Raw genomic sequence first — 26,724 nt, 5'->3', positions numbered from 1 at the left:
ATCTTTGATGTATGAATGTTGCTTTTTAGAATATTGGCACGATGAATGCTTACGAATTAGTATAGAAAGATAAAGAAATCTTGAAATCGTAGATGCAAGAAATCGTAATCTTTACTATCGACAATAATTCCTTCTTGGTGATCGCTCCAGACTGAGAAGGAAAAAAGGTCGAGCCTAAGGGCGGCCCGACCAACTTGCTCACGTTAGGAGTTGGAGCAAAGCAGTTTCGTCGGCTTGCAGGATTGTGGAACAAGTTACTGGCCTCTCAACCAAAAACTTCTACACTCTCAGTCCTGTACGTCGACATTTTAATTCGCATATAGCCTTAACTATATGGTTTATAAAAGCGATAGGAGAGTTGCCTTACGGCCGCCATCCTTGGCAATAGAGAGCCTCTCAACGCTTTCCAATTTTTGCTTTTTTATTGACTGGCTTTTACAGCCGCAAGCTTAAGCCTTTATTTATCCCTGCAGCAGACTCAATGCAGCCTGAGGTCGTTGGTTTGCCTGACCCAATATGGTTGTACTTGCCTGTTGTATAATTTGCGAGCGAGTAAGCTCAGCAGTTTCAGAGGCGAAGTCAGTATCTCGAATTCTTGAACGCGCTGCCGACACATTTTCCGAAATGTTGGCCAAGTTCCTTATCGTTGACTGGAAACGGTTTTGTATAGCACCTAAATCAGCGCGTTTATCGTCCACTATTTCAATAGCCCTATCAATTTGAGCGAGCGCCGCAGAAGCATCCCCCGGAGTCGCCACCGTTAAAGTCGAGCTACCAAATAGACCTAAGGTACCAAAACCATTAGGGCGAGAGATATTGACGTTAATTGTTTGCCCAGCATTCGCACCTACCAAAAAAGCCGATGAAAAACTTCCGGATAATACATTTACTCCAGCAAACTGAGTAGTTGTGGTAATACGGCTCATTTCAATTTTCAGTGCTGATACCTCTTTTTGCAGAGCCAATCGGTCGGAGTCATCATTGATACCATTTTGTGACTGAATGGCCAGCACGCGAATTCTTTGCAGGGCATTAGTAGTCTCTTGTAATGCACCTTCAACCGTCTGCGCTAAGGAAATACCATCATTGGCATTTCGAACGGCCTGGTCTAAACCTTGGATCTGCGACGTCATTCGGTCTGCTATCTGCAAACCCGCGGCGTCGTCTTTTGCGCTATTGATACGAAAGCCAGATGACAATCTCTCAAAAGCGGTATTTAGATTGGATGATGTGTTGATTAATTGCCTTTGTGCATTAATAGCGGACACATTAGTATTGACGAATAAACTCATGATAATCTCCTAACGATTTTCAAATATTAAATAATGAAATGTAGCGCCCTTTTACTTTATTTATCGCGCTCGGTTATTTTCTCTTTTCAAACGCCGATTGGCGGCCTATCTGTGAAGTTTTACAACTTCGGTCTTTCTAGTTGGCACACAAAGTGCTTATGCTTATATGAGTCATGGACAGGCTCATTTCATCAAACAGTCACTCGTTTGATGACGCAATTGCTGTAACAGAGCGAAAGCTCTTGCTGACAGACAGGTATAATGGTCCAGACCTTTATACCTCTCACTACCTCCTGGCATTGTTCCTGTCAGTCAGCAGTTCCCTCTTTGGGGAATGTCATCGTTAATTCTCTTTTGTTAACATCACCGATAATGGTCAGTCGAAGTGCTAATTTAGACACACTCATCCCTCACGACTATTCGCGACGCTTTTCTAGTTTTTACTTATTGCAGCAGCTGCAAAGCCTGCTGCGGTCGTTGATTTGCCTGCCCCAGCACAGTTACACTGGCTTGTTGGGTAATCTGCCAACGTGCTAACTCTGCGGTTTCGATAGCATAATCAGTATCACGAACCCGAGATCTAGCTTGCGAAGCGTTCTCAACCACATTCGCTAAATTGCGCACACTTGATTGAAAGCGGTTTTGTATCGCACCTAAATCGGCTCTTTTCGCATCTATTATCGATATTGCTGCATCCATAAAGGATATTGCGGCAGAAGCAGCCTCTGCGCTTTGTACCGACACAAGGTTATTACCAAATAAACCCGAAGTACCAAAGCCACCTGTTCGTGACAAATTTATGGCAATATATTGCCCAGAATTGGCACCTATTAAAAATATCGACGAAAAATTGCCGTTTAAGATATCAACACCTGCAAATTGCGTAGTCGTTGAAACTCTATCGATTTCCGATTTCAAAGCCGATACTTCTTTTTGTAATGACAAACGATCGTTTGAGGAGTTAATCCCGTTTTGTGATTGGATCGCCAGCACTCGAATACGTTGTAATGCATTGGTGATTTCCTGCATCGCACCTTCAGCGGTTTGAGCAAGGGAAATTCCGTCGTTAGCGTTGCGTACAGCTTGATTCAGACCATTCACTTGCGTTGCAATTCGGTCGCTAATTTGCAAACCGGCTGCATCATCTTTTGAACTGTTGATTCTAAAGCCAGAAGACAGGCGTTCAAATGCGGTATCTAACCGAGTGGACGCTGTAAAAATCTGACGCTGCGCTTCTAACGAAGACACATTCGTATTAACGAATAAACTCACGATTTTTCTCCTAACGATTTTCTATGCTTGGCAGCTTTCTTTGAAGCAGCTCATTGCATGCGTATTTATCAGCTTCGACTTTTTATTATGTTGTGCTCTTCTGTGTAACTAATTTGAGCTTATCGATTTGTGTTGGTTATCACTCTGTGGTGCTCAACTCAACTTGCTGACTCGGAGTATTTATTATTTTTATCTCCGTGCTTGAAATACTTATCGTGCAGATACGCGAAAACCTTTAGGCTTAATGCTAAATTTATTAAAATTATATTTTGGTAAGTGTGACTATACCCACTAAGCTATTGTTTTAACTAAGTTAGTAAGCGGCCAGGCAATGCCTGACCTTTCGCTCTGGATGTGTCGAGAGTGAGCGGACTCTCTGCTGTTTGGATTGTGACGCTAGATACTACCTCCTGGCTTCATTCCCCAAACAGTAGGGTCAGTTAGGCTTAACCAAGAAGCTGAAGAGCGGCCTGAGGACGCTGATTAGCCTGTGATAGTATGGTTGTGCTTGCCTGCTGAATAATCTGGTTACGTGTTAGTTCAGCTGTTTCAGAAGCAAAGTCAGTATCCCGAATTTGCGCTCTGGCACCTGAAACGTTCTCAGAAATGTTCGTTAGATTTCGGATTGTAGACTGGAAGCGATTTGTTAACGCACCTAAATCTGCTCTCACGCCACCTACCGAAGATATAGCATTATCAATAGCAACTAGTGCAGCGGAAGCACCACCGAAAGTTGCAACCGAAAGATCACCGATGTTCAAACCCGTCGCAGAAAAACCATTGATGCCCTGTAAATTTGGACCAGAAAGGTTAACTGAAATAGTTTGACCAGAGTTTGCACCTACTAGAAACGCCGCAGAGAAGTTATTAGTTAATAAATCCACCTTGTTAAACTGAGTATCAGTCGCGATTCGAGAAATTTCAGTCTTAAGCGCCGAAACTTCTTTTTGAAGTGCTAAACGGTCAGCAGAAGAGTTGATACCATTCTGTGATTGGACTGCAAGCTGACGAATTCTTTGTAATGAATTTGTTGTCTCTGCCAGCGCGCCTTCAGCCGTTTGCGTTAATGAAATAGCATCGTTGGCGTTACGAACCGCCTGATTTAAGCCATTGACTTGGGTGGTCATACGGTCCGATATTTGCAAACCTGCAGCATCATCTGAAGCACGGTTAATACGGAAACCCGAAGATAAACGTTCGAACGAGGTGTTCAAACTGTTTGATGAATTGAATAATTGGCGTTGAGCATTCAAAGCCGATTGGTTTGTATTTACGAACAAGGACATAAGTCTCTCCTACACTCTCAGTCCAGCACTTGCTGGTCGCCGGACGTGACTCCGGTGGATTAATAACAACTTGTAGAACAATAACTATACTAGTGATAAGTTAATGTACTGGCTCTCTCGTAAATGTTTATCGACATGTCATCAATTCCCTTTAACTAAATATTGCTTTTTTTCACTATAAGCGGCAAAAAATTGCCGCCCTCTTGTTCAGGCAAGATGAAAAGGTTATTAAAAACAATGGATAAGCCAATTAATATAAATATACTGAGTATTAAAAAAATTTCTCCTGCATTGCCGCATAATGCCTTCACGGATCTTATTCGTATAAAAAACACACTATGGTTGTGTTTCCGCACAGCTGTTGACCACCACTCATCAACAAGTAAAGTGGTTGTTATCAGTTTGAATACAAAAGGCGAAGAGCTCAGTCGCTGCTATATAAGCCTCCCTCATTCAGACTTACGTGATCCGCGTTTGCTTCAGATGAACAATCACCTATATTTGACCGCCTATTCACGAGAAAAGAAAAATACGACGCTACAAAGTCGCAATACCTTTTTTGAGTACCAAGGAGGTATTACTTGGGAGCACCGAGGGTATTTCGGAGCAGAGTTTCAATGGTGCTGGCGTTTTACTCTACACAACAACCGTCTTTATAGTATTGCCTATGAACGCAGCAAAGAACATTTGCTTCTTTATAAAGGCAAGTCCTTATCAGCTCTGCGGGCAAAACCCAAGGCTATTTTGAGCAAGCAAAAGCACGGTTTTGGTTATCCAAATGAGAGCGATCTCTTTTTCACAACTAAGCAAGCTCATGCGATTGTGCGCAGAGATGCAGACAGCTTCACCACACTACTTGGAATAAGTACTGCGCCTTTCACCGATTGGGTATGGCATGAACTCAAGGTTTACATGGCCAGCCCTGTAATCATTGGAAAGTATAAAGACTACCTATTGATTGCTGCTAGATATGAGCATTCATCAGATAATCACGAAAACGCTATATCGTCACCGTTCTGGAAAATGGAGGCAGAAGCTAGCCGCGTGATTGTCTCTGAAATACCGCTTTCCGACATTAGTTATAAAGATGGCGACTTGAAAACAGGTATTTTTTCGGTCTCACTAAAAAGCCTAGAGCAAAGATTGCTATGTGCGCTGCCCAGTACTGGCGACAATGGCTATCCTGGAGCAAGCCTAGAAGGCAACACACTGTGGCTCAGTTACTATTCAAGTGACGGTGCAAGTGACGGCGCAAGTGCCAATGATGACACTGATGTTTATCTGTGCAAGTTATCCCTAGCATTCTAAATTCATACTTTTGTCGCTCTTGCCGCTACTCTATTATCGAAGGTGTTTTTTTGCGGCGAATTACAATGGTTTTTAGAAGATGAACTGGGTAAATAGCCATTAACAGGCTAAACGCAAAACTGTGACCATCGTTTAGGTACATATTTCAGCGCTCAACAGCGCCAACACAATTCAGGATCATCCATGCTCAGCTTTTCTGCTCCATTGTTTTTTATCTTAGTTATGGTGTTTAGCTCTCACAGCGCTAGCGCCTCAGAATACAGCCTAACCTTGCTTGACAGTGAGAGTAAGCCAGTAGCAAATGCGATAGTAGAGATTCATTATCGAGATAATGGCTCGTCAACGAGCACTGCGAACACGAATAAGCTTGCCGTGATGGACCAAGTTGATGAGCAGTTTTATCCGCATATCCTCGCAATCGAGAAGGGCACATCGGTGAGTTTTCCAAATTCAGATAATATCAAACACCATGTATATTCCTTTTCTGAAACAAAAGTATTCGAGCAAGGTTTATATAAAGGAAGGCAAGCCCCACCTATCGTCTTTGAAAAAAGTGGCGTGGTTGATTTAGGTTGTAATATTCACGACTGGATGCTCGGTTACATCTATATTGCCGACAGCGCATTGTTTGCAAAAACCAATAAAGATGGAAAAGCATTTTTTAATCAAAATAGCTTGTCCGATAAAGATATATCCCACCTTAGTATATGGCATCCTCGCATGCGTGAGGATGAGCAACGAATAAAATTGACCTATTCTGGAAAGTCGCAAGTTCATCAGCTCACAAATGCAATGCAAGAGGACTTTGACGGATATGAAGCACTTTCAATCGAAGAGTATTAGTACAGCGCTGGAGAGAGGCAATCAAATGCAGTTTGTAAACTCACTCTTGCTCACTTGTGTATTATTTTTTTCTTCAGACAAAGTGGCATTCGCACAAGTGCATCATCAAGTAGACGCCATCTTTCAAGCTGGCGTTGCAGCAAGTGATGCGCAAAAGAGTTTTTTAGAAAGTGGCACAGGTAGCCTTCGATCCAACCGTGGCGGATTAAGATGGCAACAGGCTATTGTTCAAATTGAATCGGACTGGAGCTCGTCGTTTAGCTCAGAAGTAATGCTCAATGGCTATAGCGATGGGCATAAGCATCTTGGGTTGTCACAAGCATTTTTGAAGTATCAACCCATCATATCTTCACGTGTTAAATATCGACTGCGGCTTGGCATGTTTTACCCCGAGCTATCAGTTGAAAACACAGATATTGGTTGGCTGTCACCCGACAGTTATACCCACTCAGCCATCAATAGTTGGTTCGGCGAAGAGTTGCGAATTTTTGGTATAGAAGCGTCCGTTTTTCAAGGAGGCCGCAAGCGTGCAAGCGCGTGGAGTTGGGATGCAAAATTAGGTCTTTATAAGGGCAATGATCCCCTAGGTAGCGTGATTGCTTGGCGTGGTTTTTCGAGTCATGATAGGCAGAGTTTGTTCGCTGAACGACTTGAATTTGCGCCTTATCCGTCGGTGATTAGCCCTGAGGTAATCGACCATCCGGCGTGGGTTGAACCCTTCAGCGAACTTGACTCTCGTGTAGGTGCATATTTGGGCTTACATCTACGCTACCTAAGAAGAACACAAATTAAATACTACTACTATGATAATTTTGCTAATCCAAATAGTGTTAACTCGCAACGTTTGTACGCATGGCGAACCAAATTTCACTCCATTGCTGTGCAACACCAAGTCAACAAGTCGCTTGCGTTCAAAGCTCAAATCTTAGGTGGCTCGACCCTGATGGGAGAAAATTTTGTGCATGTTGATTACCAAGCAGCTTTTGCGCAAATCCTTTTACAATTGACAAAAAGAAGTAAAGTAAGCACTCGTGTGGATGTTTTTGATGTCAATGAAAGAGACATCATTCCCGAGGACCCTAACAACAGTCACGGAAGCGCTTTGACGCTTAACTACAAATACGCTTTAACTGACAGCATTAGCATTGGGAGCGAGTTACACCTATCGAAGAATCGGGCAGTAAACCGACTACAATTAAATATTGCCCCATCGCAAACCGAGAAAGCAGCCTTGGTCATACTCGAGTATCGCTATTGATTTAATCGCAGCCTCTTTCAATATTTATGCTTTACAGGCTTGGTCTAATGCTTGTGGTTGCAAGAGAGTGATGCTTCGGTAACCTAATGAAATGAGTGCTTCTGCTTGTAGTTCCTGCAACAGTTTATTTATCGTTTGACGTGACGTATTCAACAGCCTGGCTAACGCTTCTTGTGATACTTCAATATCGATAGCTTGCGGCGAGGTAATCTGTGAGTCAGAAAAACGCCACGCATCAGACAACATGAGTAAGCGTTTCATCAATTGCTGTTTCAAGCTCAGCCCGTTAGCTTCATCTAATACCGAAAAAACACTGCGCAAACGTCGGCAAAGTTGTTTCATAAAATGTGGGTAGAGTTCGGGGTGCTCAGCTAGTAACTCATGAAATGATTTTGCCGGTAACAGGAGCAGTGTTGATTGTGTTTCGGCAATCGAATCATGTGTTCTTGGCAAACCATCGAATAAAGATATCTCTCCAAACCATGTGCCGGGACTGATCCAAGTTAACACCATCTCTTTACCCTGTTGGTTAACATTAGAAATTCTAAGCTTGCCTTCAACTAAGCAATACATGCCATCGGCTGGCCCATTCCTAGCAATAAGGTATTGTCCTGTATCGATGGTTTTTAATTTGCACAAGCTAACAAGTTTATCAATAACATCGATAGGTAAGCTGCTGAACCAATCGTTGCTCATCAAGCGTTGTTTATAGTCACTTGCTAGCATCATATCCTCACCATGAAGGGCTGAAAATCGAGGGGAATGATCTGAAAAAAAGACATTCAGACCAATTGTCAAATTGACGACAGTTTATATTGAATACTTAGGTTAATCTAATAAAAAGTTTGTCACAAAAGGTAAAGCAATGAAGGCTATCAACACTGAATCACTGAAAAATCAAGTTAGCTCAGAGGAGTGGAATACCAGAGTTGATCTGGCCGCAGCATACAGAATGGTGGCTCACTATGGCTGGGATGATTTAGTGTTCACGCATATTTCAGCTCGTGTGCCGGGCCCAGAGCATCACTTTTTGATCAACCCCTACGGTATGATGTTTGACGAAGTCACTGCCTCAAGTTTAGTGAAAGTGGATATTCGAGGCAATAAAGTGATGGAGAGTGACTTCGATATTAATCCTGCTGGTTTCATTATTCATAGCGCGGTGCACGAGAGTCGTGAGGATGCAAAGTGCGTGATGCATTTACACACCAATGCAGGCATTGCTGTATCAACTTTAAAAGAAGGATTACAAGCATATTCTCAACAGTCTTTATTTGCTTTATCGTCGCTGTCTTATCACGATTATGAAGGCGTTGCTTTAAATCCGGATGAAAAGTCTCGATTAGTAGCCGATCTAGGCTCAACCATGTTCATGATATTGAGAAATCATGGTTTGCTAACCTGTGGGAGCAGTATCGCAGAAGCCTTTACCTTTATGTATTTACTTCAGCGCTCGTGCGAAATACAGTTGCAAGCTCAGGCCACAGGGCAGGAAATGCTTAAAATTCCAGATCAAATATTAGCTGGTATTCAAGCTCAAGCAAAAGAAGTCACCAAGTCTGCTGGCGGCGAACTTGCGTGGCCTGGTATTTTACGTAAACTCAATCGCACAAATCCAGGCTTTGATGTTTAGATAATAGCATCCAAAGGAATCGTCCCTGACTTGTCTCGATAAGGAACGCACGTGCCACATTCAAATATTGAAAGTTATAAGAATAAGGCAAGATATTTACGAGTTGGCGAGCACAATATTGCCTATTGGGCAGAGTTTGCAAACAACGCAGCAAAAGAGAGTACTGCCAAAGCAAAAACAGTCCTGTTCATTCATGGTTTTCCAAGTGCCTCTTGGGATTGGCATTGGCAATGGGAATTTCTGCAAAAACAAGCCAAGTCTAATATTAATTTAGTGTGCTTCGACTTACTTGGGCTGGGTTTGTCAGATAAGCCAAGCCCTTATTCCTATTCACTGGTAGAGCAAGCAAATATTGCCGACACTTTACTAAATCACCTAAACATAAAAGACTGCTTAATAGTTGCACATGATTACGGTGATTCTGTTGCGCAAAGCCTCCTAACAAGGTTTGAAAATCACCAGACTAGCTTCTCAATACAGGGGATTTGCTATTTGAATGGCGGTTTATTTGCTGAAAGTCACCGCCCTCTCTTCACTCAAAAATTACTGAAGAGCAAGCTTGGCCCGTTTATTTCTAAGTTTATGTCGAAGGCCACGCTTAGTCGCAGTTTCAACAAAATCTTTGGCCCCAAAACGCCTCCATCAAGGGCTGAAGTTGATGTCATTTGGGCGCTACTTGAACACAATAACGGCACAGCAGCCTTGCCATATTTGTTAAGTTACATAGATGAAAGGCATGTATTCAGAAATGATTGGGTAGAGGCGATGAAAAACACTCAAGTGCCCCAGCTTTTTATCAACGGGATATACGATCCGATCTCGGGGCAACACATGTTAGATAAGTTTAAAACGCTACTACCAGCAGCCAAAGCAATTGGCATCGATGTAGGTCATTACCCTCAGCTAGAGGCACCTGATCAACTGAATCAGCTTTTAACCGGCTTCGTCAATCAATAAGGTTCTAACCAATATAATCAAAAAGCGTTAAGGAGCTCACCCGAGGAAAAGACTGAAAGGCTGCTTGCAGCGCTGTTTCTTGTTTCGCAAATTCAGTGGATGCAGCCGCATAGTCAACATCTTCTATACTCGAACGCGCTGCTTGCAGCGTTATTTCACTGTCTAGATTAGACTCATTTATGGACTGCGCAATATTCAATCGCGCACCAATAGATGAGCTTTCGAGCGACATTTTTTCAAGGCCGTTGTCTAGCCCAACAAGTGTATTGTCGATCGCATTAACGAAATCAGTTTCAGAAATATCGTCTGACGTTAATGCTATAAACATGTCATTTAGGGTTTCCGCCAAGTTTTTTTTCTCAGGACGATTCAACTCAATATTGACGGTATCACCAACATTTGCCTCAAAATTTAATTCCACACCCGCAAAGCGAATCGTTTCGCCCGACTCATAAGACTGCGTTGATACAATCGCACCTGTGCCGACATTGCTGATGCTTACTTGATTACCCGCTAATACTTCAATTTGATATTGGTTGTTTATGGGGTTAAGCGTGTCAAAATTCTGCTTGTGAAACTTATCAAAAGTACCTTGTTCGTCAACTCTAGCCGTTTCAATCAAGACTCCAGGCGATGCACTCGTTGAAAAATTTAAGCGCGCAAAGACATCTTGGAAGATACTTTTGCCCGACGAGGTGCTTTGTATTTTGACACTATCACTAAGCGCTATTTGGTTTTCTCCATCGTCGCCAAGGAAAGTGACTTTATTTCCGCTAGCGCTAGGATTAAATTCAAAAGCTTGGCTCGACGACTGGTAACCTGCAAAAATATATTCACCACTCGCGTTTCGCGTATTCATAAGATCTAATACTTGATTTCTAATTTGCTCTATTTCAGCGCCAATAGCCTTGCGATCTTCCGAAGCCAAAATGCCATTACCCGACTGTACAGTAAGTACCCGTGCCCTATTCACAACATCATTAATGCTTCGCAGAGCCGTCTCTTGAAGTTCTAGTGCATTTGTTGTGAGATCATTATTTCGCTGATATTGCGTTATCTTATCTAGCTCTTCGGTTAAACGAATCACCTGTGCAGCGCCTACTGGATCGTCGCTCGGACGCAGCAGTTTTTTGCCACTGGCAAGTTGTTGTTGAATATCCACCAAGTTACCTTGATTGGTGTCAATATTTCGAAGGTTTTGATTATAAATTAAGTTGGTTGTTACTCTCATGATTACTACCTAGCTGCTGCTAAAATGGTGTCGAAAAGCTCTTGTGCCGTGGATAAAATTCTTGCTGCTGCTGCATAAGACTGCTGAAACTGAATGAGATTAGCAGCTTCTTCATCCAAGCTCACGCCTGAGGTTGATTCAAACCAATCAGAAGATTGCGTTTGCAACACCTTAGCCGCCTCAAGCTCAATCTTTCCGTTAGCCGTTTGTGAACCAATATTTCCCACAATGTTGGCATAGGCTTCGTTAAAGGTTGCCCGATTTCCATTATCTCCAACACTTTGACGCACAGTATCTGCTTGTTGTAAGTCAGCAAGCTCAATCGCGTTTCGGTTGTCTGCTAAACCATCGGTATTAAAGCTGATATTGAATACATCTCCTGGCTTAGGGATGCCCTCAAGACTAAAATCGTAGCCAGGATAATCATCTAAAGCAGCGAACTCAGTTGGCCATGGAGGCGCGGTGCCATTATCTTTTGCTTGTTGTAGCAAGTTGTTGAAATCACTCACACCGCTCACGGTGGTAATTACATTCGGAGGTACAGCATTATCAAGAACCTCAAAAGCACTTTCAGAGCTGAAGCGGATCGCAGCAGGTGCGCCTACCGAGGCTGGCGTATCGCTTGCACTTTGAATATCCCCCGCGCCATTAAAACCGGAAGCAAGGGAATTTGTGAAAGTATTATCAACTAACGAATTGGTGACGACTACGTTAAGAATGCTTGCGTCACCCAAATTTGCTTGATTGGTATCAACACGTAGCGGTTTAGCAAAAGCAAGATCCTCACCTCGATTAGTGGCAAGTTCAAGGTCATTCGCTGCCGTTCGAAGTGGTTGAAACAAAAACTGATCGCCAACACTGTAAGCAGCTCCGCTAGCAAACTCTATTTCTATGCCGCCCATAATTGTGTTGTATGTGCCTTGCTGCGCACTCACGTTTATAGTTTGCGTAATAGGGCTACCGTCAGCATTTAATTGATCTGTGCCGTCTGTATTCAGGGCAGATACTTGTATGTCAAAGGTGGGTGGGCTGCCAGTTGGCGCACTAAGCACTTCAATACGATAATCAGAATTAGTGATATCTCCACCCGCACCCGGCGTAAATCGCCCCTTGATACCCAAACCTAAATCGGCGTTCTCAGGGTAATTAATGCCACGAAATTCGGGAAGCGCGAATATATTGGCACCGAGTTGTTGATCCAAATCCATGCCCTGACGATTTTGGGTGTTGAAAGCATCAGCCATGGCTACTGATAGTTTGCCGAGGTCGCGCTGAGCTGGCTCCAATATTTGCTCGCGATAGCGAAATAAACCGCCCATCGCCCCACCCATTTTTTGCTCTTGTACATTTAAAGTTGTGTTTGCTTTTGGTGGTTCGTAATTCGTTGAGAGCTGTAACTGAGCATTTGTAAAATCAGGCTCACCATCAAGGGCTAATACGTTAAAAGTGCCATCGGCCAATACCAATGACTCGCCAGAGCTCAAATTAACAACCACTCCCAAATCGCTGTTTGGGCTAGTGCGTGTCTCTATCGACATATACTCAGCAAGTTTACGTATTGCCAAGTCTCGTTCATTCATTAAAGTAGAAGGTGTGTCGACGGAACTGCTGTTACCCACAACCTGAATCGCTTCGTTCAAGTCGCCTATTTGTTTTATAAGGGCGTTCGCGTTATTAACACTATCTTCTATTTGTTGTTCAACTTCTCGCTCTTTTACGGTGATGAAATCACCTAGTGTATTGATGCGATTGACTAAGCCTTGGGCTTCACCTAAAACAGAGTTGCGCGATGTGATATTCGTTGGGTCGTCGGCTGCGGTTTGAACAGAAGCAAAAAAACGAGTCACTGCGCCACTAATCGAATTAGCCTCGCTAGCAAGCACATTGTCCAAACCTTCAGCTCGATCAAAAAATGCCTGTGCCTCGCCAACGCTCGTGGTGTCGCGGCGAAGTTGGTTCATTGCAAACTGATTGAGTACCCGATCAGTAAAGCCCCGATCTACGCCGCCGGTGAGCTGAGATTGAAATTCGGTGCGCTCTCGCACATATCCTTCAGTGTTTATATTTGCAATATTATTACTGGTGGTATTCAGTAAACGGTTTGATGCGTTAACACCCGTTTTGGCAATCGAAAATAAATCCGCTGTTTTAATCATGGTAGTAAGTCGCCTAGAATGCTTCCGTTAAAAACCGACATGACTTTTTCTGCATACTTGGGGTCAGTTGCGTAACCTGCATCTTGGAGTGCTTCAAAATAATCTTGCGGAGACTCGGTCTTTTGTGTTGCTTTTTCATAGCGCGGATTTGACTTAATAAAATCAACGTAGTCGCTTAGAGAATCAGTGAATGACCCATAACTTCTAAAAGAAGCTTGCTGTTTTTCCGCGACATTATTTACAAATTCAAGCGTATCTACTGCGGCTTTCTCACCTTCCCAGCGTTTGTCGGCTTTAATACCAAACAAATTGTGGCTGTTTTCACCATCGCCTTTGTGAATAATACTCTTGCCCCACCCCGTTTCTAGCGCCGCCTGCGCAATCATTGCTTTAGGGCTTATATTGAGTGCTTTGGCTGCCTCAACTGCATGTGGATATAGCGCTTTTACAAACTCTTGCGGCGACGCAAATACAGATTGTTTGAATGCGCCAGCAGCAACATTATCCTTCGCCACATTTTGATTGTTCTCGCCCAGAACGCGATCTTGTGCATTTTGCACAGCGGCAACATTGTGCCGATTCAATACCGATAAGTCGCCATCAGAACGAACTGCGCCAGCAGGCATCATTTCATCACCTGGATTCATTTGTTGTACGATAATATCAGCCAGGCCTATGCTGCCGTTTGCAGATAAATCCGTAGCCAGTTGTTTATCATGCATTTCACGGTAGAATTTCACCTGTTCTGAACTAAAAGGACTGTCTTTATCAGCTAGTGCATCCTGTGCTTTGCGCATAGACTTGAGCATCATTTGCACAAAGATAGCTTCGAACTGCTTTGCGGCTTCTTCTAAGGCGCCTTTGTCACCTGATTGCGCGGCTTCACGAAGCTTATTAACACTTCCCATGTCGTGATAGTTACGCGACATTTCAAGTTGAGATTTCGTGTTTGCTGATGCGTCCATTAGATAATGACCAATTCACCTTGCAGCGCACCTGCTTGACGTAAGGCTTCAAGTATCGCCATTAAATCACCGGGAGCAGCGCCGATTTCATTTACTGCACGCACTAATTCGTCGAGGCTTACACCAGGATCAAATAAGAACATGCGACTGTCGTCAAGCTGCACATCAACAACTGACTGCGGCGCCACTACGGTATTACCGTTAGCAAGCGCATTTGGCTGATCAACTTGAGTATTTTCAGAAATAGTTACCGTTAAGCCGCCATGCGTTATGGCAGCAGGAAGCAGCCTTACGTCTTGCCCGATAACTATTGTGCCTGTACGACTGTTAATAACCACTCTAGCGGGCGCTGTTGCAGGCTGAAATTCAAAATTCTCAATAGTCGCCAAAAAGCTCACACGTTGTGCTTGATCACGAGGCGCTGACACCTGTACCGAGGCTGCATCCAGTGGTTTAGCAAAGGCAGTCCCGTTTGCAGGATCGCCGCCTAAACGTGTGTTAATCACATCAGCGAGAGCTTGTGCCGTGCTAAAATCAGGTGTATTCAGATTGAAAGTAAGAAAATCGTTTTGCATGAAACCTGACCGCACAGAGCGTTCAACCACGGCACCGTTAGGCACACGACCTACGGTAGGCGTATTTGATACTATACGAGAACCGTCGTTACCTTCAGCCCCGAAACCACTCACTACTAAGCTTCCTTGAGCAACAGCGTATACTTCACCGTCGGCTCCACGTAGAACCGTTTGCAACAAAGTACCGCCGCTTAAACTAGACGCTTCTCCAATAGAAGAAACAGTGATGTCTATTTTCTGTCCCGGTTTGGAGAAAGCAGGCAAATTTGCAGTGACTGTTACCGCCGCGACATTCTTTATCTTAGGCTTCACGTTGCTGTCTAGGGAAATGCCAAAATTCGCTAGCATCGTTCTGAAACTCTGCTCGGTAAATGGGCTCGTTTCACCCGTGCCGGGCAGCCCCACGACCAAGCCGTAGCCCACTAATTGGTTTGAGCGAACCCCTTGTACGCTGGCAAGGTCTTTAATTCGTTGCCCATAAGATTGGAAAGGGGTAAAGAGTAAACTTAAGATAAGTACTGCTGAAAATAATTTCATCATATCGTCCTAGAGTGGCCACCACGTTGAAGAAAAGAACCTTGTAAGCCAACCTTTCTGCTGTGCTTGGGCAAATGAGCCTTTACCACTGTATTGAATTCGAGCATTGGCAATCTTGGTTGATTCAATCTGATTCGTAGGAGAAATATCTGCGGCTCTAATCACCCCAGTTAATCGAATATACTCATCACCATTATTAAGTGTTAACCACTTTTCGCCGCGAATAACCAAATTTTGATTCTGTAGCACCTCCACCACGGTGACAGAAATACTGCCCTGTAAGCTATTGCTCTGATTGGCTTGAGCATCACCAGTAAATTCATTACTTGAATCGAGCCCCAACTGAACAGCCTCCTTACCAATATTGATGGCATTACCTCCGAAGCCAATGATGGGCTGCAAATCAACAGTGCTCTCTTTAGATGAAGTTGTGCCCGCAGATTTTGTCGCATTCGTATTTTCACTTAGCTGAACGGTAATAATGTCGCCTAATCGTCTTGCCTTAACATCTGAATAAAGACTGTTCGACAAGCCTTTGTTGAACAAACTACCGTCTTCAACAATCTCGTCTTTAGCCATCATAGGAACAGCAGGCGCATAATAGGGGTCGTTTGCAGTAATCGGCATATTCTGTGTCGACTCGCAGGCAGACAACATCACTAGCAATGCAGTTGATAAGATGAGTCGAAAGGTGTTTATACCTTGTTCGCGAGTGCCACTCTTTTTCGTGCGCTTAGTTTTCATTTTATTGCTCTCGTACTGCTACTGTTTTATTCAGCTAAAACTTAAAGCTGCTGGATGACTTGGCCTAACATCTGGTCCACCGATGAAATAACCTTTGAGTTCATTTCATACAAGCGCTGACTTTCAATCAGGTTAACCAGCTCTTCGGTCACATTCACATTAGACGTTTCAAGCGTTCCCTGCGCTAAGGTACCTAAGCCTTCCAAACCCGGAACACCTTGAATAGGTGCACCAGAAACCGCAGTTTCAACATAAAGATTTTGCCCTATAGGTTGAAGCCCCACCGGATTGATAAAGTCGGCAAGATTTAACTGGCCAAGTACTTGGGGCTCGGCTTGTCCACGCAGTTGCGCAGACACTTCGCCGTCTTGTGAAATAGTTACTTGCTGAGCATCTGGCGGCAGGGTAACCACGGGTTGCAATACGAAGCCAGCACCAGGTGTGACGATGTTACCTTGGTCGTTTAAGGTAAACTGTCCGTTTCGGGTATAGGCCAAAGTGCCATCAGGCTGCTGAATTTCGAAGAAACCACGGCCCTGAATCGAAATATCTAGGGCATTATCGGTCGTTAACAAATTACCTTGGGTATGTGACTTTTGCGTTGCTACTACTTTAGAGCCCGCGCCTAACATCAAGCCAGACGGAAGCTCGGTATCAGCAGACGAGCGGCCACCGGGTTGGTTGATATTTTGATAGAGAAGATCTTCAAATACCGCACGGTCTTTTTTGAAACCAACGGTACTCGCATTCGCCAAGTTGTTGGAAACAACAGATACATCTGTTTGTGCTGCGTCTAAACCTGTTTTACTTATCCATAATGCTGGGTGCATAACAATCTCCGCGAAAAGGTACTTCGCTTTTCAACTTAATTAAATAATTCTGAGTAGGGTGTTCGAGCTAGTCACCATTTGGTCAGCTTTTTTCATCAACTTCACTTGCATTTCATAGTGCCGCTGTAAGCTGATCATACTGACCATTTCATTCACCGCATTCACGTTCGAACCTTCCAACATACCTGAGCCCACACCTACAGTGATATCCTGTGGCGCAATGCCGCCATCTTTTAAATCGAACAGGCCGTCATTTCTTCGCTTCATAGTATCTAAAGCAGGATTAACCATTTTCAAACGCCCTATTTCATCAATTTGATTTGCTGGTGCGCCCTGTAACCTGCCAGAAATTCGGCCATCATTTGCTATCGTCACATTGGTAACAGGAACAGGTAAAAACAAAGGCCCATTTTCACCTAATACCAAATTTCCTTTAGAATCTTGTAATGCGCCATCGGCGGTCATCGTCATGCTGCCGCTGCGAGTATATGCCTCTTGGCCTTCAGGAGTTTGTACACTTAACCAACCTGGCCCTTGAACTGCCACATCGAGGGGACGTCCGGTGGTAATCAACGGTCCGCTTTCGTAATTGTTACTTGGGCTTTCGGTGACATTAAAGACGCGAGTCGGCAAACCTTGGCCGAACGCGGGCATAGCACGAGCTTGCTCGAGCTGGGCTTTGAAGCCCGTCGTTTGGGCATTGGCCAAATTGTTGGCGCGGATGGAAGTAGCCATCAGGTCTTGCTTGGCGCCACTGGCCGCGATATACAGCATTTTGTCCATAGGGTTCGACTCTTTTTTGACGTTACTTGTTGCTAATGCAGAAGTGTTTGCAAAGAAGATGCCAATGTTCGTTTGTTGTATTAAGCACCGCAATCTGTTGTATTGAGCACCGCAATCATCCATGAACCCTCGTTTAGTAAAAAGCCGCTGCAAGCCCATCCATGGGGCGCTTGGCACTTTGCGTCCTGCCAAGTGACACTTTTTACTAAACGAGGGTTCATGAATACTTGCTACAAGTGACCCTGAGAAATAAGCTTGCGATAAAAATCAAACGCTTGTAGCAGCAAGTTGCTTCATGCAAAAAACAAACACAAAAAAAGCGGTCACGTTTTATTGTGCCGCTTCTTTTTCTAGCTGTTAAGACTATCGAATATTCAAGATAGTCTGATTCAACTGATTATTAACTTCCAAAGCTCTGGAATTCGCTTGGAAGTTACGCTGAGCAATAATCATGTCGATTAGTTCAGTGGTTAAGTTAACGTTGGCTTGCTCCAATGCAGACGAGTTAATGTCGCCAAATGTACCCGTTGTGGCCTCACCAGCTAAGGCTTCGCCAGACAAAATACTCTCCTTCCACTGAGTACCAGACTGCTGAGTCAAGCCCTGTTCATTCGAAAAGCGCACCAATGCAACTCTCACGATAGGCTCCGAGGTACCATTTGAGAAAGTAGCTCGTACTAGACCATCAGCGCCAATATCAATACCGGTTAATCTACCCACCGGCAAACCATCCTGCTCAAGCGACGTTACTTCAAATGCCGATGCAAATTGCGTTGGTTCATTCGGTGTGGCGTTATTAGGGTCAAGGTTGAAATCAATTGTGATTTGTTGACCGGGATCAGAACCGTTACTTAAAATAACAGGGCCCAAAGCCTCGGTTTGGAACTTGGAATCTAGTTGAGGTAAGCCATCAGCAGAGGCCAAAGCAATAAAATCGCCACCTTCACTGAAGGAAATCTTAGCTGCTGTTACCCCGTTACCTGTGTTTGTGCCAATTGAATTGACCGCGGTAGCTGGATCAGCATCAGAGCCGTCAGAGTTAACAACATCTACTAATTGGTCATCAACAGCGGTGGCAACATACCATTCGTTCACTACGCCAGGATCGTTGTCCTTGATAAAGTAGTAAGTCATTACGTGGCTATCGCCCAAGGAGTCATAAACAGTAACCGAAGTTGCAGCATTGTAAGTTAAAGGATCGCTTGGGTCGAAATCTGCGGCAACCTTACCTTGGTCACCTGCCGGCAAGTTGAACCTTACGTCAACCTCTGTCGTTGGGGTGGGTGAGCCCGACGAATCTGGAATACGAACAGGCTCAGTTGTACTCAACGCCACTGACGCAGAGGTACCGTCTGTATTTACAGGGAAACCAAGAAGATTATCACCTGAAGAATTCACCACAAAGTTGTTTGAATCTAACTTAAACTGGCCAGCACGCGTAAATGAGAAATCACGAGAGGTTATTTCAGGCACAGTAGCGAAAAAGCCGTTGCCCGTTATTGCTAAGTCCAAGGAGTTGTTGGTAAAAGTTAAGCTACCTTGAGAAAATTGTTGAGCAACCTCTTGTGTCAATGCACCATCACCAACTTTGGTTTTACCTGATGCCAACAAAGAAGCAGCATATACATCGCCAAATTCAGCGCGTGATTCTTTAAAACCGACTGTGTTTACGTTTGCAATGTTGTTTGCTGTGGTGTCGAGGTCTTTTTGAGATGCCGAGACTCCACTCAATGCGATATTAAATGACATGGAAAATAACTCCTATTAACTACCGATTTGGATAACGTCATCAAGCTTGATGCTAACGTCACCGTCTAAATTAAGAATGACACCTTGACTAGATGCAGCCAGACTTACACTGTCTACGTGTCGATTGATTGCCGTTGGCAACGATGTTGGTTCACCAAACACATCACCCTGTACCTGAACAGCATAATCACCTGGCGGCAAAGCATTGCCGTTCTGATCCGTACCGTCCCAATTAAATTCAATGTTACCCGCTGCAAGGGTGCCCACATCCATTGTTCGGACCACCTCACCTTGGCTATTTTGTATAGCAATTTTAGTATTTTGCGAGGTTTGGTCGCTGATGATTACGCCGGTTATACCGTCGCCCTCGTTAGCAACATGCCCGATGTTGCCGGTAACCAACACATCTTGGCCTATGAGACTCGACGCCTGCAGTGCTTGATTTGAGGTCATAGAGGAAGAAAATGACTCAAATTTCTCATTGAGTTGAGAAATACCATCGGCAGTCGTAAATGAGGTCATTTGCGCTACCAACTGGTCATTATCAACAGGTTTTGTTGGGTCCTGATTAGCCAATTGCTCAGTCAGTAAAGCAAAGAAGTCTTCTTGCTTTAAATTCTGCTCAGTGCCATCCGACACCTTGACCGGCTCTGGCTGCCAATACAAATCGCTATTTAGCCCGTTTGTATTGCGTTCTAATATATTCATAATTGTTCCTCGCTAATAATTTAGCTTACTGACCCTGACCAAGCTGCAATACACGTCTGAATATACGTTTCGTTGTGTCTGCGATTTGCACATTTGTTTCGTAGCCTTTGGAAGCCGACATCATATCCGCCATCTCTTCCACAATATTTACGTTGGGCTTGAAGATGTAACCCTCTTCATTGGCCAAGGGGTTTCCAGGCGCATATTCAGCCTGAAGAGGTTTATTACTTTCGACAATACCGAGTACTTGAACACCAGTGCCTTTAGACATATCGTTTGTGGCTTTGTCCAAAGCTGCAGCAAACACGGGGTGTCGCGCTTTGTAAGTATCTTCGTAACTGCTACTCACTGAGTTAGCATTTGCAATATTACTCGCGGTCGTATTCAAGCGGACGCTTTCTGCCCCCATGCCTGTACTCGCGATTTTCATGATATTAAATAAACTCATTAGCCTTGACCTCCGCCGCTTAGTGCCTTCTTCATTCCTTTGATTTTACCGTTCAATAACATGATACCGGCCTGATAGCGCATACCATTATCCAAGAAATTATTTCGCTCAACTTGAGCATCTACTGTGTTGCCGTCACCCGTATCTGGTTGGTCGGGTACTCGAAACTCTATTTCGCCTTGCATTTGCGATTTACCTGCAAAATGCTTTTCGTGTGTTTGTGTCATACTGCCTTGATTGTACTGAGCACTTTTCATTGCCTTGTTAAAGTCAATATCTCGCGCTTTGTAGCCCGGCGTATTCGCATTTGCGAGGTTACCCGCAATGACTTCCATTCGGTCACTGCGTATTGACAGCGCCTTCTGATGAAATCCAACTAAACGATCTAAACTAATGGCCATAAGTTTTTCTCACATTCTAAACATGCCAGTGTTCAGCAAATGATGTGCCAAATAGTGAGAACTTAGAAATTGATTAAGAGACGGGCTTACACAAAAACCCTACACCTTGCGGTAATAAAGGCCTGATGCTTGGGTAACCATGGTGAATTTTTTGCTGGCACCACCAAGAGACTCAGAGGCCCCGAGGATTAAACTGCCGTTATCATGGAGGGAGGCGGAAATATCTTGCAGTATCTTGTCTTTGCGTTCCACATCGAAATAAATAAGGACATTACGACAAAACACAATGTCGAACTTGCCGAGTGAAGCGAAGCTTTGGGTGAGGTTGAATGAGCGAAAACTTACCCAGTCTCGCAAGGCTTGCGAGACTCTCATACTAGAACCCGATGCGGGCTCAAAGTAGTGTTTCTTGAAATACTCAGTCAAACCGCGTTTTAAGGAGAGCTCATCGTAAATTGCTGCCTTTGCCTTAGTAACAACCTCGGTTGATAAATCGGTGCCAACAATTTCAACGCCATGGCTAAAAGCGCCAGGATGCTTCTTTTGAAACTCCGCTAGGGTGATTGCAATAGAATATGCTTCCTGCCCTGTCGAGCTTGCCGCACTCCAAATTCGGATTCTATTTTGTTTTTTGCTTAGTTCAGGTAGCAGAGTATCTTGGAGGATATCGAAGGGATATTTGTCGCGAAACCACAGGGTCTCGTTCGTTGTCATCGCTTCAAGGGCTGCTTGAGTAAGCCCTGTGTTAGTTTGGCCAATTACCATACTGATAAGCTTATCAATATCATTAAACTCAAAACGGTGCATGAGCGGCACCATCCTGCTTCTAACCAAATATTGTTTGGCATCACCTAATACTATACCGCTTTTTGTATGCAAAAAATGGCAAAACTTATCGTATAAGGTTGCAGAGAGTTCTTTATTCAATGCCTATTTCGCTTTTAGCTCGGTGCCAAGCCATTTTTCAACAGCTGATGCGAGCTCATCTGGGTGAAATTTCGCAATAAAATCATCTGCACCGACTTTTTTCACCATAGCCTGATTAAATACACCACTTAAAGAGGTATGCAGGACCACGTGCAAGCGGTGCAACTCTGGATCATTTTTTATTTCAGCGGTGAGCGTATAACCATCCATTTCTGGCATTTCAATATCAGATACTAAGACACCCACTTTATCGGTAACGTCGCCAGTTTCTTTGGCAAGATCGCGAAGCATATTAAGTGCTTCCAATCCATTCTTGGCCACTTCAATTTGAAGACCAAGTGCCGTTAAGGCTTTCTTCACCTGATTACGTGCAACTGATGAATCGTCGGCGATAAATATAATTTTACCTTCGCTTGATGTGACATCGAAGGTATCGGCCACCTCTTGGCTAATGTCTGTATTTAACGGCGATATTTCATTGAGTATTTTCTCTACATCCAATATTTCAATGAGTTCATTTTCGACCTCAGTAACGGCGGTTAAGTAGCTTGCTTTACCGGTACCTTGAGGCGGCGGCATTATCGCGTCCCAGTTGGTATTAATAATACGCTCTACTGAACCAACCAAAAAGCCCTGCACTGAGCGATTGTACTCCGCGATAATAATAAAGCCCGCTTCTAAGTTTTCAATCTTACTTCCGCCAGTTGCCATGCTTAAATCAATAATAGAGATGGTTTGGCCACGAATGTGGGCGACACCACGCACCAGCGAGTTTAACTTAGGTATTTGAGTTAAAGGGGGGCACTGCAAAACTTCGCGTACCTTGAACACGTTGATACCGAAGCGTTGTTTTCCATTCAAACGAAACAATAATAGCTCTAATCTATTTTGACCTACAAGCTGCGTTCGTTGGTTAACCGAATCCATGATACTGGACATTCATTACCTCCACTTTAATTTTAGGCACGATTGTTGCCTTAACCTGTGTACTAAGCACTATATCTTATTAAACGTGCACCTTTAAGCGAAATATGTGCCGAGTTTTTGACACACACTAAGCCACCATTGCTTAGCAACTTTAAAAGATGAAGCACCAAAACAAGGGCAAATAAAATGCTACCTTATCTAACAAAGACCTTATCGGCCAAAATAAGCTCTGCCTTGATTTTATTTTTTGGCTTATTTTCACAAGCTAGCTTTGCTTCCTCTCACGAGCATATTCAATTGCAAGCTCAAGAATATGTGAACAATAACGCAATGATTGATAGCAACGCCGATACTGTCATCAAAGCCTCCCCTATTGATAACCGTATCCATATACCGCGTTGTGACTATCCCTTCGAATTTTCAGCGTCGTCAGCTAGCTTAAAGCAGTCTAACATATCAGTTAAAGTGACATGTCCAAGCTCCGATTGGTATTTGTTTACTACCGTTCAGGTGCAACAAACCAAGCCTGTTGTTGTTACCACCGACACCTTGAGCCCTGGTACATTATTAAGTGAACAAAACCTATATATTGCCGATATACCAATTAATCGCTTGCGGGGAACCACATTCACCAATCCCGACAGTTTAATTGGTGCCAGACTCAAACGTAGAGTCAGGCCAGGGCAGATAATAAGTAGCAGCATGCTTTGCTTTGTGTGCAAAGGTGACAAAGTCACGATTATGGCAAAAACGACAGGATTGCAACTTAAAGTATCGGGTATAGCTCAACAAGACGGAAACCTTGGTGACACGATCCGCGTGACAAACGCTCAGTCACGAAAAACGATATCGGCGACAGTGTCGAGCACTAACCAAGTCGATATTCACATTTAGAGGGATAAATTTTTGACGCTTTAGGGGTATCAGTTTGATTAAATTACAAATATTTTTGCAAAAAAGGGTGGAAAGTCTGTATTTAATTCACATTTTTGCTAAAGTTAGTGATAAGCAAGCCGATAACTTAATTGAGATGTTATAGGTTCTGGAAAAAATTATGACTATTAATAACGTAAACAACAATATAAACAAGCCACAAATTGATGGCCAAAAGCTTGCTCAGCAGCAGAATGCCGGGCAACAGGCTGCCACGGCAAATGCTTCGCAGAACACTGCAGCAGCTGCCAGTGCGCCACGCACTGATTCGGTTTCGCTAACGCAATCCGCGCAACAACTTTCACAGGTGCAAAAGAAAGGCAGTGAAGCGCCAGTAAACCAAGAGAAGGTTGATAAGCTTAAAAAAGCAATTGCTGATGGCGAATACAAAATAAACCCAGAAGTATTAGCGCAAAAAATCGCTAAGTTGGAAACTCAAATCTTTGGTTCTGGAGCATAAAATAACATGATGTCGAGTCTATTGAGCGCAATTGACAAACAATTCGAGCAACTGACCCAACTAAAGGCATTGCTAGAGAATGAGTTGCACCTCATAAGCTCTAGGGAACCAGAAACATTGATGGGCTTATTGAAAGACAAAGAAGCCTTATTAAACGAAATTGAACAACAAGATGCTTCTATTTCAAGCCTCTTCGAGAAGGCGAAAAATAACGGTGAAAGTACCGAAGAAGCAATAGCAGCGATGAATAAGTGCAATGCAGTTATCCATGAATGCAAATACCTAACTCAAATTAACGCTAAGTCAGTCGAACAAGGGCAACTTCGACTAACCCATCTTCGTAATCTAATGATGGAATTGCGCGCCAGAGAATCGATGACCTACGACAGAAGCGGCAAACCGAGAGGCGATGCTTCTTCGAAGGGTATCACAGCCTAACAGTGCATTAGGTCCCTATTTCCAGACACAAAAAAAGCGACGTCGGTCGCTTTTTTTGTATCTGGAAATGTAATGTATTAGTAATAAGAGACTTTGCGGATCTTTTTAGGTTTTGCCGTAGATAAATAAATGTCGTAAACACGTGACATATCAAGCTCTAATTCTGTGGCATATGTGTCTTCTCCAACTGGATAAGATTTTACTACCCTTGCTCCACGAATAACCCCTTCGACTGAACTTTTTAACTGATTATTAGTGAGAATTAAATTAGCGAGCTCTTGCTCACCGTCAACTTTTTGCCCATAGACTTGTTCGGCAAGCTCTCTGTACGCATCTAATTTCGAAGCCTTGATAGCCATGAGCGTTTTTGTCGACTCATCACTTGCTAACTGCGCATCTATAGGCGCGTAGCCCACTGCATTGAGTACCGGGTACGACTCAGGTTCAATGGTTTCCCACTCCACATGCTTGGTAAAGAGTGAGCTACACCCGGACATTGAGGCAACAGCAATTAACATTACCGATATATTTACAAGCCTTTTAAGCTTCATTTTACGCCCTTTTTTTGCTGTTTCATTTGCTAAATTATTGTTGTACATGCTCATCCCTTAAGTTTATCGATGGCCTTGAGTTAGGTGTCTCTTTACTAATTCGTTTTTCATAGCTTAATAGTGCTTCTATGCTTATCAGTACAAAGCAATAAATGAACCATATCGACATAATTCACTGTTCAAGTGGGCATATTTTCATGCCCTTCCCAAATTTCAAGTCTATTGGCATACAAATTGAATCAGACTTAATAACAGCAACCACTTGTCAAAAAAGTGATACAAATGAAAATGAACTTTAAAATTGCGTTATTTGCGCTCAGCTTCAGTTGCCTCTACAGCACAGACAGTTTAGCAGCTTGGTTTTCTGCTACAGGTCAAGCCGCTATACTTAACGGCGATCGTGTAGCAGCTAGAGAACAAGCCACCGAAGAGGCCATAAAACAGGCACTTTTATTTGCCGGCGCTTCAGTAAGAAGTGTTCAGCAAATGACAAATGGATTATTAATGGATGACCATTTAGAAATTCGATCTAGCGGTGAAGTCAATACTATTGAGTTGATCGAAGAAGTCTATGAAGACGGTTATGTGACAGTATCGATAAGAGCAGATATCTTTTCGCAAGAATCCCAATGCAGCGCCGCCGACTATACCAAACGTATTGCAACTACCTACTTTCCACTTCGCTACGGTGCACAAGCTGCTGATGGGCAGGTTCACGAGTTTGGAGAAGCCGCAGCTCTACGATTACAAGAAACCTTCTCAAACATCAGCAACAGTGTTCAAATTTCTAGGATTGAGCCCTATGTTCTAAACTGGCATAACACCAACAAAGGCGCTCAAGCAGTAAGACTATCTGAAAAAACCGATGCACAGTACGTTTTAGCAATTTCTATCGACGATATTAGCGTGCAACGCGACGCAGCTTCGGCATTTTCTTTCTGGAAAGGCGAACAAGCCACGAGAAACTTCGGTTATAGCATGAGCTTGCTCAATGGTGCTTCTGGCGAAACTCTATTAACGAAGCAATACAGACTTACCGAGGCGTGGGAATTTAAAAGAGGAGAATCGGTGGATGTTCACTCAGACCGATTTTGGCGCAGTCGTTTTGGTAGAGCCGTACTTGAAAGTATGCAACAAGCTGTTATTGATTTGGACGAATACGCCACTTGTGAACCAACGATGGGACGAATTTTGGCTGTTGCGAACAATCAACTGCAGATTAACTTGGGGAAAAACCAAAATGTGCAAACAGGCGACCAGCTGACTCTTTTCAGTGTTCAACATATTCAAGACACATTTGGACAGCAATATAAGCAGTTTGTGCTTCACCCTAGTCCTTTAGTAGTGACTCAGGTGTACGCAGAAACAGCGACTGTTGCAAGCAAAGACCGAAGCTTATTAGTGAATGTTCAAGCCAATGACTATGTTGCTAGACAATAGTATTCGTTAAAGCATCGACATATTAGTTAACTTAATAAAGCTCAAGTACTATCAGATAAAAAAAGGGCAATG

27 protein-coding genes are annotated in these 26,724 nt (G+C 43.6%); 9 read left to right on the top strand and 18 right to left on the bottom strand.

Annotated elements, in window-relative coordinates:
- Positions 1-461: 461 nt before the first annotated feature.
- From ISG33_RS02865 to ISG33_RS02855, 3 genes are all read right to left on the bottom strand, one after another.
- Entirely contained in the window at positions 462-1,292 is an 831-nt protein-coding gene (locus ISG33_RS02865) for a flagellin N-terminal helical domain-containing protein (protein WP_195732040.1), read from the bottom strand.
- 444 nt (positions 1,293-1,736) lie between these two features.
- Complete coding sequence (locus ISG33_RS02860) at positions 1,737-2,564, bottom strand: flagellin N-terminal helical domain-containing protein (RefSeq protein WP_195732039.1); 828 nt, start codon at positions 2,562-2,564, stop codon at positions 1,737-1,739.
- A 446-nt stretch (positions 2,565-3,010) separates the two neighbouring features.
- Positions 3,011-3,850 carry a flagellin N-terminal helical domain-containing protein gene (locus ISG33_RS02855; protein WP_195732038.1) on the bottom strand — a complete coding sequence of 280 codons (840 nt, stop codon included), beginning with the start codon at positions 3,848-3,850 and terminating at the stop codon, positions 3,011-3,013.
- A gap of 237 nt (positions 3,851-4,087) precedes the next feature.
- Here ISG33_RS02855 and ISG33_RS02850 point away from each other — a divergent pair, with 237 nt between their 5' ends.
- From ISG33_RS02850 to ISG33_RS02840, 3 genes are all read left to right on the top strand, one after another.
- Positions 4,088-5,158, top strand: a complete 1,071-nt coding sequence (locus tag ISG33_RS02850) for a hypothetical protein (RefSeq protein ID WP_195732037.1) — start codon at positions 4,088-4,090, stop codon at positions 5,156-5,158.
- 183 nt (positions 5,159-5,341) lie between these two features.
- Positions 5,342-6,001 carry a methylamine utilization protein gene (locus ISG33_RS02845; RefSeq protein ID WP_229333431.1) on the top strand — a complete coding sequence of 220 codons (660 nt, stop codon included), beginning with the start codon at positions 5,342-5,344 and terminating at the stop codon, positions 5,999-6,001.
- Positions 6,002-6,026: 25 nt separating this feature from the next.
- Positions 6,027-7,259: a hypothetical protein gene (locus ISG33_RS02840; RefSeq protein ID WP_195732036.1), complete on the top strand. Its 1,233-nt coding sequence runs from the start codon at positions 6,027-6,029 to the stop codon at positions 7,257-7,259.
- Between the two features lie 24 nt (positions 7,260-7,283).
- Here the strand turns inward: ISG33_RS02840 and ISG33_RS02835 are convergent, their stop codons facing one another.
- Positions 7,284-7,988, bottom strand: coding sequence for a Crp/Fnr family transcriptional regulator (locus tag ISG33_RS02835; protein WP_229333430.1), 705 nt, complete (start codon positions 7,986-7,988; stop codon positions 7,284-7,286).
- A 136-nt stretch (positions 7,989-8,124) separates the two neighbouring features.
- Between ISG33_RS02835 and ISG33_RS02830 the strand changes: the two genes are divergently transcribed.
- Together ISG33_RS02830 and ISG33_RS02825 are read left to right on the top strand one after the other, a co-directional pair.
- On the top strand, positions 8,125-8,892 hold the full coding sequence (locus ISG33_RS02830) for a class II aldolase/adducin family protein (RefSeq protein ID WP_195732035.1): 768 nt from the start codon (positions 8,125-8,127) through the stop codon (positions 8,890-8,892).
- 51 nt (positions 8,893-8,943) lie between these two features.
- Positions 8,944-9,849 carry an alpha/beta fold hydrolase gene (locus ISG33_RS02825; protein WP_195732034.1) on the top strand — a complete coding sequence of 302 codons (906 nt, stop codon included), beginning with the start codon at positions 8,944-8,946 and terminating at the stop codon, positions 9,847-9,849.
- Between the two features lie 4 nt (positions 9,850-9,853).
- Here the strand turns inward: ISG33_RS02825 and flgL are convergent, their stop codons facing one another.
- The 13 genes from flgL to ISG33_RS02760 all read right to left on the bottom strand — a co-directional run bounded on the left by flgL (position 9,854) and on the right by ISG33_RS02760 (position 22,842).
- The gene (flgL, locus tag ISG33_RS02820; RefSeq protein ID WP_195732033.1) at positions 9,854-11,080 is read right to left on the bottom strand and encodes a flagellar hook-associated protein FlgL; all 1,227 of its coding nucleotides are present in this window, start codon (positions 11,078-11,080) and stop codon (positions 9,854-9,856) included.
- Between the two features lie 5 nt (positions 11,081-11,085).
- Positions 11,086-13,236 (bottom strand): flagellar hook-associated protein FlgK, encoded by a 2,151-nt coding sequence (gene flgK / locus ISG33_RS02815; protein ID WP_195732032.1) that lies wholly within the window; start codon positions 13,234-13,236, stop codon positions 11,086-11,088.
- The gene (flgJ, locus tag ISG33_RS02810; protein WP_195732031.1) at positions 13,233-14,201 is read right to left on the bottom strand and encodes a flagellar assembly peptidoglycan hydrolase FlgJ; all 969 of its coding nucleotides are present in this window, start codon (positions 14,199-14,201) and stop codon (positions 13,233-13,235) included. The genes flgK and flgJ overlap by 4 nt, the downstream gene beginning before the upstream one ends.
- Positions 14,201-15,313: a flagellar basal body P-ring protein FlgI gene (locus ISG33_RS02805; RefSeq protein ID WP_195733002.1), complete on the bottom strand. Its 1,113-nt coding sequence runs from the start codon at positions 15,311-15,313 to the stop codon at positions 14,201-14,203. The genes flgJ and ISG33_RS02805 overlap by 1 nt, the downstream gene beginning before the upstream one ends.
- Positions 15,314-15,322: 9 nt before the next feature.
- Positions 15,323-16,057 (bottom strand): flagellar basal body L-ring protein FlgH, encoded by a 735-nt coding sequence (gene flgH / locus ISG33_RS02800; RefSeq protein ID WP_195732030.1) that lies wholly within the window; start codon positions 16,055-16,057, stop codon positions 15,323-15,325.
- Between the two features lie 41 nt (positions 16,058-16,098).
- Complete coding sequence (flgG, locus tag ISG33_RS02795) at positions 16,099-16,887, bottom strand: flagellar basal-body rod protein FlgG (RefSeq protein WP_195732029.1); 789 nt, start codon at positions 16,885-16,887, stop codon at positions 16,099-16,101.
- A gap of 39 nt (positions 16,888-16,926) precedes the next feature.
- The gene (gene flgF / locus ISG33_RS02790) at positions 16,927-17,670 is read right to left on the bottom strand and encodes a flagellar basal-body rod protein FlgF (protein ID WP_195733001.1); all 744 of its coding nucleotides are present in this window, start codon (positions 17,668-17,670) and stop codon (positions 16,927-16,929) included.
- A 363-nt stretch (positions 17,671-18,033) separates the two neighbouring features.
- On the bottom strand, positions 18,034-19,419 hold the full coding sequence (flgE, locus tag ISG33_RS02785) for a flagellar hook protein FlgE (RefSeq protein WP_195732028.1): 1,386 nt from the start codon (positions 19,417-19,419) through the stop codon (positions 18,034-18,036).
- Between the two features lie 15 nt (positions 19,420-19,434).
- Entirely contained in the window at positions 19,435-20,127 is a 693-nt protein-coding gene (flgD, locus tag ISG33_RS02780) for a flagellar hook assembly protein FlgD (RefSeq protein ID WP_195732027.1), read from the bottom strand.
- 25 nt (positions 20,128-20,152) lie between these two features.
- Positions 20,153-20,575: a flagellar basal body rod protein FlgC gene (gene flgC / locus ISG33_RS02775; RefSeq protein ID WP_195732026.1), complete on the bottom strand. Its 423-nt coding sequence runs from the start codon at positions 20,573-20,575 to the stop codon at positions 20,153-20,155.
- Positions 20,575-20,976 (bottom strand): flagellar basal body rod protein FlgB, encoded by a 402-nt coding sequence (gene flgB / locus ISG33_RS02770; RefSeq protein ID WP_195732025.1) that lies wholly within the window; start codon positions 20,974-20,976, stop codon positions 20,575-20,577. Before flgB ends, flgC begins: the two co-directional genes overlap by 1 nt.
- 99 nt (positions 20,977-21,075) lie before the next feature.
- Positions 21,076-21,903, bottom strand: coding sequence for a CheR family methyltransferase (locus ISG33_RS02765; RefSeq protein WP_195732024.1), 828 nt, complete (start codon positions 21,901-21,903; stop codon positions 21,076-21,078).
- A 3-nt stretch (positions 21,904-21,906) separates the two neighbouring features.
- Positions 21,907-22,842, bottom strand: a complete 936-nt coding sequence (locus tag ISG33_RS02760) for a chemotaxis protein CheV (RefSeq protein WP_195732023.1) — start codon at positions 22,840-22,842, stop codon at positions 21,907-21,909.
- 174 nt (positions 22,843-23,016) lie between these two features.
- Between ISG33_RS02760 and flgA the strand changes: the two genes are divergently transcribed.
- From flgA to ISG33_RS02745, 3 genes are all read left to right on the top strand, one after another.
- Entirely contained in the window at positions 23,017-23,724 is a 708-nt protein-coding gene (gene flgA, locus ISG33_RS02755; protein WP_195732022.1) for a flagellar basal body P-ring formation chaperone FlgA, read from the top strand.
- A gap of 160 nt (positions 23,725-23,884) precedes the next feature.
- Positions 23,885-24,223, top strand: coding sequence for a flagellar biosynthesis anti-sigma factor FlgM (gene flgM / locus ISG33_RS02750; protein WP_195732021.1), 339 nt, complete (start codon positions 23,885-23,887; stop codon positions 24,221-24,223).
- Between the two features lie 6 nt (positions 24,224-24,229).
- Positions 24,230-24,661, top strand: coding sequence for a flagella synthesis protein FlgN (locus tag ISG33_RS02745; protein WP_195732020.1), 432 nt, complete (start codon positions 24,230-24,232; stop codon positions 24,659-24,661).
- 77 nt (positions 24,662-24,738) lie between these two features.
- On the opposite strand, the gene ISG33_RS02740 is transcribed toward ISG33_RS02745, so the two are convergent.
- Positions 24,739-25,212 (bottom strand): LPP20 family lipoprotein, encoded by a 474-nt coding sequence (locus ISG33_RS02740; protein WP_195733000.1) that lies wholly within the window; start codon positions 25,210-25,212, stop codon positions 24,739-24,741.
- Between the two features lie 282 nt (positions 25,213-25,494).
- On the opposite strand from ISG33_RS02740, the gene ISG33_RS02735 reads away from it, so the two are divergent.
- Positions 25,495-26,652: a flagellar assembly protein FlgT gene (locus tag ISG33_RS02735; protein ID WP_229333429.1), complete on the top strand. Its 1,158-nt coding sequence runs from the start codon at positions 25,495-25,497 to the stop codon at positions 26,650-26,652.
- Positions 26,653-26,724 lie beyond the last annotated feature (72 nt).

It is taken from the genome of Marinibium conchae (assembly GCF_015595035.1).
Taxonomy (GTDB): domain Bacteria; phylum Pseudomonadota; class Gammaproteobacteria; order Enterobacterales; family Alteromonadaceae; genus Glaciecola.
Note: the sequence above shows the minus strand (reverse complement) of the source record. Positions and strands in the feature narration are given on the sequence as shown.

What these genes read in the sequence shown, in the direction of transcription:
- ISG33_RS02865 (WP_195732040.1), bottom strand. Translation starts at nt 1,292, where the DNA reads ATGAGTTTATTCGTCAATACTAATGTGTCCGCTATTAATGCACAAAGG.
- ISG33_RS02855 (WP_195732038.1), bottom strand. Translation starts at nt 3,850, where the DNA reads ATGTCCTTGTTCGTAAATACAAACCAATCGGCTTTGAATGCTCAACGC.
- ISG33_RS02850 (WP_195732037.1), top strand. Translation starts at nt 4,088, where the DNA reads ATGGATAAGCCAATTAATATAAATATACTGAGTATTAAAAAAATTTCT.
- ISG33_RS02845 (WP_229333431.1), top strand. Translation starts at nt 5,342, where the DNA reads ATGCTCAGCTTTTCTGCTCCATTGTTTTTTATCTTAGTTATGGTGTTT.
- ISG33_RS02840 (WP_195732036.1), top strand. Translation starts at nt 6,027, where the DNA reads ATGCAGTTTGTAAACTCACTCTTGCTCACTTGTGTATTATTTTTTTCT.
- ISG33_RS02835 (WP_229333430.1), bottom strand. Translation starts at nt 7,988, where the DNA reads ATGATGCTAGCAAGTGACTATAAACAACGCTTGATGAGCAACGATTGG.
- ISG33_RS02830 (WP_195732035.1), top strand. Translation starts at nt 8,125, where the DNA reads ATGAAGGCTATCAACACTGAATCACTGAAAAATCAAGTTAGCTCAGAG.
- flgL (WP_195732033.1), bottom strand. Translation starts at nt 11,080, where the DNA reads ATGAGAGTAACAACCAACTTAATTTATAATCAAAACCTTCGAAATATT.
- flgK (WP_195732032.1), bottom strand. Translation starts at nt 13,236, where the DNA reads ATGATTAAAACAGCGGATTTATTTTCGATTGCCAAAACGGGTGTTAAC.
- flgJ (WP_195732031.1), bottom strand. Translation starts at nt 14,201, where the DNA reads ATGGACGCATCAGCAAACACGAAATCTCAACTTGAAATGTCGCGTAAC.
- ISG33_RS02805 (WP_195733002.1), bottom strand. Translation starts at nt 15,313, where the DNA reads ATGAAATTATTTTCAGCAGTACTTATCTTAAGTTTACTCTTTACCCCT.
- flgH (WP_195732030.1), bottom strand. Translation starts at nt 16,057, where the DNA reads ATGAAAACTAAGCGCACGAAAAAGAGTGGCACTCGCGAACAAGGTATA.
- flgG (WP_195732029.1), bottom strand. Translation starts at nt 16,887, where the DNA reads ATGCACCCAGCATTATGGATAAGTAAAACAGGTTTAGACGCAGCACAA.
- flgF (WP_195733001.1), bottom strand. Translation starts at nt 17,670, where the DNA reads ATGGACAAAATGCTGTATATCGCGGCCAGTGGCGCCAAGCAAGACCTG.
- flgE (WP_195732028.1), bottom strand. Translation starts at nt 19,419, where the DNA reads ATGTCATTTAATATCGCATTGAGTGGAGTCTCGGCATCTCAAAAAGAC.
- flgD (WP_195732027.1), bottom strand. Translation starts at nt 20,127, where the DNA reads ATGAATATATTAGAACGCAATACAAACGGGCTAAATAGCGATTTGTAT.
- flgC (WP_195732026.1), bottom strand. Translation starts at nt 20,575, where the DNA reads ATGAGTTTATTTAATATCATGAAAATCGCGAGTACAGGCATGGGGGCA.
- flgB (WP_195732025.1), bottom strand. Translation starts at nt 20,976, where the DNA reads ATGGCCATTAGTTTAGATCGTTTAGTTGGATTTCATCAGAAGGCGCTG.
- ISG33_RS02760 (WP_195732023.1), bottom strand. Translation starts at nt 22,842, where the DNA reads ATGTCCAGTATCATGGATTCGGTTAACCAACGAACGCAGCTTGTAGGT.
- flgA (WP_195732022.1), top strand. Translation starts at nt 23,017, where the DNA reads ATGCTACCTTATCTAACAAAGACCTTATCGGCCAAAATAAGCTCTGCC.
- flgM (WP_195732021.1), top strand. Translation starts at nt 23,885, where the DNA reads ATGACTATTAATAACGTAAACAACAATATAAACAAGCCACAAATTGAT.
- ISG33_RS02745 (WP_195732020.1), top strand. Translation starts at nt 24,230, where the DNA reads ATGATGTCGAGTCTATTGAGCGCAATTGACAAACAATTCGAGCAACTG.
- ISG33_RS02740 (WP_195733000.1), bottom strand. Translation starts at nt 25,212, where the DNA reads ATGAAGCTTAAAAGGCTTGTAAATATATCGGTAATGTTAATTGCTGTT.
- ISG33_RS02735 (WP_229333429.1), top strand. Translation starts at nt 25,495, where the DNA reads ATGAAAATGAACTTTAAAATTGCGTTATTTGCGCTCAGCTTCAGTTGC.